A 7,154-nucleotide genomic window follows, 5' to 3' on the forward strand; every position below is an offset into this window, starting at 1 on the left:
GCCCTAAAGTTTAACTGCCATGTTTCTGCAAGGCAGAAAGTGAGAGCAGATCACAAATTTGTGCAAAGATTGTATCATTGCAAATGGTAAAAATCCCAGCTAAAAACAACTGGCTGGGATTTGATTCTATTCATTGTCCAGCGATTACATCACCAATTGGCGAATATCGCTCATGTAACTTGCAAGAGTCACAGTAAAGCGTGCAGCTAAGGCTCCGTCAATAACCCTATGGTCGTATGACATAGACAGCGGAACCATTAGTTTTGGTTCAAACTCTTTGCCATTCCATTTAGGTTTCATTTCAGATTTAGACACACCTAAAATAGCCACTTCTGGTGCATTAACAATCGGCGTAAATGCCGTACCGCCAATACCGCCAAGGCTAGAAATAGTAAAACAACCACCTTGCATATCAGACGATGTAAGCTTCCCGTCACGTGCTTTAACAGATACTTCCATTAATTCGCGTGATAGTTCAATAATGCCTTTTTTATCAACATCTTTAAACACTGGTACAACTAAACCGTTTGGCGTATCAACTGCAACACCAATGTTAATGTACTTTTTAAGGATTAAGCTTTCGCCGTCCTCAGAAAGCGATGAGTTGAATTTTGGAAATTCAGCAAGTGCTTTTGCAGCTGCTTTCATTACAAACACAAGTGGCGTAATTTTAACACCCAGCTTTTTCTTCTCGCTAAGCACATTTTGCTCTTTACGGAATACTTCAAGGCTTGTGATATCAGCTTCGTCAAACTGTGTAACATGTGGGATTTGCACCCAGTTACGGTGTAAGTTTTTGCCTGATAGCTTTTGAATACGAGACAGCTTTTGCTCTTCAATTTCGCCAAACTTAGCAAAATCTACTTTAGGCCATGGAATAAGACCAAGCTCGCTGCCACCAGCATTACTACCTGCTGACAATTGACCAGACTCAACTTGCTTAACTAAGTTTTTAACATAGTTTTGCACGTCTTCTTTAACTATACGGGCTTTGCGACCAGTGCCTTTTACGTTAGCTAGGTTAATACCAAACTCACGCGCTAAACGGCGAACAACAGGTGATGCATGAGCATACGCGCTGTTTTCTGTGAAGCTTTCATTACTTGCTTTTGCTGGTGCCGCTTGAGCCGGTGCCGACTCAGTTTTAGCCGCAGCTGCAGGTGCTGATTTTTCAGCGGATGCAGGTGCTGCTACTGGCGCGCTGCCTGCAACTTCAAATACAAAAATTAATGAGCCAGTCGATACTTTATCGCCAGCGGCTACTTTAATTTCTTTAACTGTACCTGCAAATGGAGCGGGTACTTCCATTGCAGCTTTGTCGCCTTCAACGTTTAAGATTGATTGATCTTCTTCAACCGTATCGCCAACTGCAACCATAATTTCAGTTACTTCAACTTCATCGCCACCAATATCAGGTACATTAACTTCTTTAGTACTTGGTGCTGCATTTGCTGTTGAGCTAGCTGCTGGCGCTTCTACAGGAGCCGACTCTTTAGCCGGTGCTGCAGATTCACTTCCTGCTACTTCAAAAACAAACACTAATGAGCCTGTTTTAACTGTATCGCCAGCGGCGACTTTAATTTCTTTAACTATACCGGCAAATGGAGCGGGAACTTCCATTGCTGCCTTGTCGCCTTCCACGTTTAAGATAGATTGCTCTTCTGAAACGGTGTCGCCAACAGCAACCATGATTTCAGTTACTTCAACTTCATCATCGCCAATGTCTGGTACGGTTACTTCTTTAGTTGAAGAACCTGTAGAAGCAGCAGGTGCTGCCTCTTCAGATTTAGCTGGAGCAGCGGCTGATGCTTTTTCTTCACCAGTGCTTTCACTCTCGCCTTCAAACAAAAATACTAAAGAGCCAGTTGTAACGGTGTCGCCAACGTTTACTTTAATCTCTTTCACTGTACCCGCTTGCGAAGCAGGTATTTCCATTGATGCTTTGTCGCCTTCAACATTAAGTAATGATTGGTCAACATCTACTTTGTCGCCAACGCTTACTAATATTTCGGTTACTTCTACTTCGTCGTCACCAATATCTGGTACTTTAATTTCAATACTCATTGCAAACCTCTTATGCGTACAGTGGGTTAAGTTTGTTAGTGTCGATGTTGAACTTTTTAAGTGCTTCAACAACTACTGACTTCTCAACTTCACCGCGTTTAGCAAGTTCAGATAACGTAGCAACAACAACGTAGCCCGCGTTAACTTCAAAGTGACGACGTAGGTTTTCACGGCTATCAGAACGACCGTAACCATCTGTACCTAGCACTTTGTAGTTGCTGCTTGGAATAAATGAACGCGCTTGTTCTGCGTAGTTTTTCATGTAATCCGTTGCTGCAACAGTCACAGAGTCGTTTAATACGCTTGTGATGAATGCTGTTTTTTGCTCGCCTTCAGGGTTAAGCATGTTGAAACGTTCAACATCTTGACCTTCACGCGTTAATTCGTTGAAAGACGTTACAGAGAACACGTCAGACGCAATGCCATACTCTTCGCTTAGAATCGTAGCGGCTTTACGTACTTCAGTCATAATAGTACCTGAGCTTAATAGCTGTACGTTGGCTTTTTTACCTTCGTAACTTTCAAGCTTATAAATACCTTTACGAATACCTTCTTCAGCGCCTTCTGGCATAGCTGGCTGATGGTAGTTTTCGTTCATAAGCGTTAGGTAGTAGTAAATATTTTCTTGGTCATCACCGTACATACGACGAATACCGTCTTGTACAATAACAGCTACTTCAAACGCGTAAGTTGGGTCATAAGAAATACAGTTAGGAACCGTATTAGCAAGAATATGACTGTGACCATCTTCGTGTTGCAAGCCTTCACCATTTAGCGTTGTACGACCCGCAGTAGCACCTAATAAGAAACCACGTGCTTGTTGATCGCCCGCCATCCATGCCATGTCACCAACGCGTTGGAAACCAAACATAGAGTAGTAAATGTAGAATGGGATCATTGGTAAATCGTTAGTGCTGTATGAAGTTGCAGCAGCAACCCATGACGACATTGCACCTAACTCATTAATACCTTCTTGAAGCACTTGCCCTGATACAGTTTCTTTATAATAAGAAACAATATCACGATCCTGTGGCGTATAGTTTTGGCCATGCGGGTTATAAATACCGATTTGACGGAATAAACCTTCCATACCAAATGTACGCGCTTCATCGGCAATAATTGGTACGATGTTTTTACCAATGCCTTTATCTTTTAATAAGATATTAAGTGCACGAACAAAACCCATAGTGGTAGAAATATCACGTTTTTGCTCTTCAAGTAGCGGCTTAAACGCGTCTACTTCTGGCAACGTAAGTTTTTCACTAAAACGTGGAATACGCTTAGGTGTATAACCTTTAAGTTCATCACGACGAGCATGTAGATATTTATACTCAGGTGAACCTTCTTCAAGCTCTAAATAAGGTAGTTCTGCAAGTTGCTCTTCAGATACTAAATCGTCAAGACCAAGGCGTGAACGTAAATGCGCAACATGCGACATGTCCATTTTTTTCACTTGGTGCGCAATGTTTTTACCTTCAGCTGCTTCACCCATGCCGTAACCTTTTACAGTTTTAGCAAGAATTACAGTTGGACGGCCTTTAGTGTCTTCTGCTTTTTTAAATGCAGCAAATAATTTTGATGACTCATGACCACCACGCTTAAGCGCGAAAATTTCGTCATCTGTCATGTCAGCAACAAGTGCAGCTGTTTCTGGGTAACGACCAAAGAAGTTTTCGCGTACGTACGCGCCATCTTTAGCTTTATATGTTTGGTAATCGCCATCAACAGTTTCGTTCATTAACTGTAGTAATTTACCCGTTGTGTCTTTAGCTAGAAGAATATCCCAACCGCTGCCCCACACTAGTTTAATTACGTTCCAGCCAGCGCCTTTAAACAAGCCTTCTAGCTCTTGAATAATTTTACCGTTACCCATAACTGGGCCGTCTAAACGCTGTAAGTTACAGTTAACTAAGTAACAAAGGTTATCTAGTTTTTCACGTGCAGCAAAAGAGATTGCACCGCGTGATTCTGGCTCATCCATTTCACCGTCACCTAAAAACGCGTATACACGTTGGTTTTTAGTATCTTTTAAGCCACGACCATCTAAGTATTTTAAGAAGCGTGCTTGGTAAATAGACGAAATAGGACCTAAGCCCATTGATACCGTAGGGAACTGCCAAAATTCAGGCATTAACTTAGGGTGAGGGTACGATGGTAAGCCTTCGCCATCAACTTCTTGGCGGAAGTTATCTAGTTGTGCAGCCGATAAACGACCTTCAACAAATGCACGTGCATAAATACCAGGAGAAATATGACCTTGGTAATAAACTAAGTCACCACCGTCTACATCATTTGGTGCTTTAAAAAAGTGGTTAAAACACACTTCATAAAATGCAGCAGATGATTGGTAAGACGCCATATGGCCGCCTAAGTCGAGATCTTTTTTAGATGCACGTAGAACGATCATAATCGCGTTCCAACGTATAATTGAACGAATACGGCGCTCAAGATTTACATCACCCGGGTAAGCAGGTTCTTGATCTACAGGAATAGTATTAACGTAGTTCGTGGTAATACCCGTTGGCATATCAACGCCGTCTAAACGGGCTTGCTCTAATACTTGCTCAAGTAAAAACTGAGCTCGTTCAACACCTTCTTCGCGCACAACTGATTCAAGAGCTTGTAACCACTCTTGTGTTTCTAGCGCGTCTACGTCAATTTTATTGACTTCAGACATATGGAGGTTTCCTTATGTTTAAAATACGAATATTGTTAATTTAATATCACAGCTACTTAATTTGTGTGTTCAAAGTAGTTATGTACTAACTTAATTTTGTTTAGTGCGTCTTAAACTACGTTCAATTCGCGAATGTTCTTTGCCTGCTTCAAGTAGTGCTTCTTCGATAAATGCTAAGTGCGCATTACTTGCTAAACGGGCTTGTTCTGGATTACCGTCAATAACGGCATCCATTAATAAACGCCTGTGTTGGGCTAATTGACTGCTAATATCTGACTTTTTTAATAAAACAGTTAAATTTTGCAATACATTTTGCTCAAGCAGCGCTTTCATGCCTCTTACTAAATGCAGTAACACCACATTATGCGAAGCTTCTGCCACGCTAAAGTGAAATGCATTAATTGCTTTTGCTTTTTGCTGTAAATCATCATTAACTAGGGCAATTTTATCAAAGCTTTCTTTCACTTTGCTAAAATCGTTGCTGGTCCCGCGCAGTGCCGCGTAGTAAGCAGCAATCCCTTCTAATGCATGACGAAATTCAAGTAAATCAAACTGCGACTCAGGGTGTTTACTAATCAAATCAAAAAGTGGATCAGTAAGCCCTTCTTCGAGCTGATTTTTTACAAACGTGCCGCCACCTTGGCGACGCGTAACTAAACCTTTCGCTTCTAATTTTTGAATTGCCTCACGCAGTGACGGGCGAGACACTTCAAATTGCTTTGCTAGTTCACGCTCTGGTGGCAACTTTTCACCTGGTGCTAACGAGCCTTCAAGAATCATGTTCTCGAGTTGCTGTAAAATAACATCAGATAACTTTGCTGCTTTGATCTTTAAAGACATGAATCAACGTCCGCGTTGTATAAATACCAAGAGCCCATAAAGCGGGGCTTTGAGTAGTATGATTTACCCAAAAGGTAAATTGGTCATACCAAAAATTTTCAATACGGTATCAAAAACCTTATTAGCTGTCAATTTACAGGTAATTTGAGCAATTAAAGTAGCGTAACGCATTTTGAACGAAGATTAAACAATGCGCAATTTACAAAAATTGTTATAACGTTAATAGGATGAAAACAATTGGTCTGACCAGAAAAATAGAGTGTTAACTCTAGTTGAATTTATTAAAGAAATTAATAACAGGATAAAAGTACCAAAGAAATAGCTGCAATTTACACACGATCAGTCAACTAAACATAAAACACAATGCGCGATATAAAATTTCGATCACGCAATATCGTAGCAGCGGGTTTACCCCGCCATTATTGTGCAAACAATTACCCAACCGAAAAACACATGCGCGATATAAAATCGCGACTACACAATATCGTAGCAGCGGGTTTACCCCGCGACTATTGTGCAAGTAATTACCTAAACGTAAAACACAATGCGCGATGTAAAATCGCGACTACACAATATCGTAGCAGCGGGTTTATCCCGCGACTATTGTGCAAGTAATTACCTAAACGTAAAACACAATGCGCGATGTAAAATCGCGACTACGCAATATCGTAGCAGCGGGTTTACCCCGCGACTATTGTGCAAGTAATTACCTAAACGTAAAACACAATGCGCGATGTAAAATCGCGACTACGCAATATCGTAGCAGCGGGTTTACCCCGCGACTATTGTGCAAACAATCTCCCAACCGAAAAACACATGCGCGATGTAAAATCGCGACTACGCAATATCGTAGCAGCGGGTTTACCACGCGATTATTGTGCAAGCAATTACCCAACCGTAAACCAATATGCGCGATATAAAATCGCGACTACGCAAATTTATAAAAATTGCATATGCTTTAAATTCGTGGGTCTGTGATTGCTAAAATACGGGTATGTTATGCATCGTTCATATTTATTACGAAAGGGAAGAGTATCAAAAGCAAACCACTATTATGCTATTACACTGGTTTGTCATGAGCGAAACAACCTATTCACAAGCTTAATAATTAATAGAGCTGTTATCAATGAAATGAGGGGATTAGAAAGAGAGCAACTAATTAAATCAAATACTTTCGTGATAATGCCAAACCATATTCATTGGTTATTACAATTATCCGATAGCGCAACATTAAGTGAGGTAATTAGAAGCTTCAAAGGACGCTCAGCCACGGTGTATAGACAATTTGGCAGACAAAAGCTTTGGCAAAAAGGGTTTTATGATCACTTAATAAGAAATACCGAAGACTTAAATAGCTGTGCTAGATACATAGTCGCAAACCCTTTGCGTGCAAATTTAATAGAAAATATTGCAGACTACCCATATTGGGATAGTATTTATCTAAACTCGCAGCAGCGGGTTTACCCCGCGACATTTGGCAACTAATCTCCCAACCGAAAAACACAATGCGCGATATAAAATCGCGACTACGCAATATCGTAGCAGCGGGTTTACCCCGCGACATTTGGCAACT

4 protein-coding genes are annotated in these 7,154 nt (G+C 41.0%); 1 reads left to right on the forward strand and 3 read right to left on the reverse strand.

From position 1 onward, the window contains the following. Positions 1 to 144 precede the first annotated feature (144 nt). From aceF to pdhR, 3 genes are all read right to left on the reverse strand, one after another. Positions 145 to 2,064: a pyruvate dehydrogenase complex dihydrolipoyllysine-residue acetyltransferase gene (aceF, locus tag AAEY62_RS08500; protein WP_350634800.1), complete on the reverse strand. Its 1,920-nt coding sequence runs from the start codon at positions 2,062 to 2,064 to the stop codon at positions 145 to 147. A gap of 10 nt (positions 2,065 to 2,074) precedes the next feature. Beyond that, positions 2,075 to 4,741, reverse strand: a complete 2,667-nt coding sequence (gene aceE, locus AAEY62_RS08505; protein ID WP_010553346.1) for a pyruvate dehydrogenase (acetyl-transferring), homodimeric type — start codon at positions 4,739 to 4,741, stop codon at positions 2,075 to 2,077. Between the two features lie 90 nt (positions 4,742 to 4,831). Then, complete coding sequence (gene pdhR / locus AAEY62_RS08510; RefSeq protein ID WP_007586129.1) at positions 4,832 to 5,581, reverse strand: pyruvate dehydrogenase complex transcriptional repressor PdhR; 750 nt, start codon at positions 5,579 to 5,581, stop codon at positions 4,832 to 4,834. Between the two features lie 999 nt (positions 5,582 to 6,580). On the opposite strand from pdhR, the gene AAEY62_RS08515 reads away from it, so the two are divergent. After that, positions 6,581 to 7,066, forward strand: a complete 486-nt coding sequence (locus AAEY62_RS08515) for an REP-associated tyrosine transposase (RefSeq protein ID WP_350634801.1) — start codon at positions 6,581 to 6,583, stop codon at positions 7,064 to 7,066. The last annotated feature ends 88 nt before the right edge of the window (positions 7,067 to 7,154 follow it).

It is taken from the genome of Pseudoalteromonas sp. GW168-MNA-CIBAN-0100 (assembly GCF_040309225.1).
GTDB lineage: Bacteria > Pseudomonadota > Gammaproteobacteria > Enterobacterales > Alteromonadaceae > Pseudoalteromonas > Pseudoalteromonas arctica.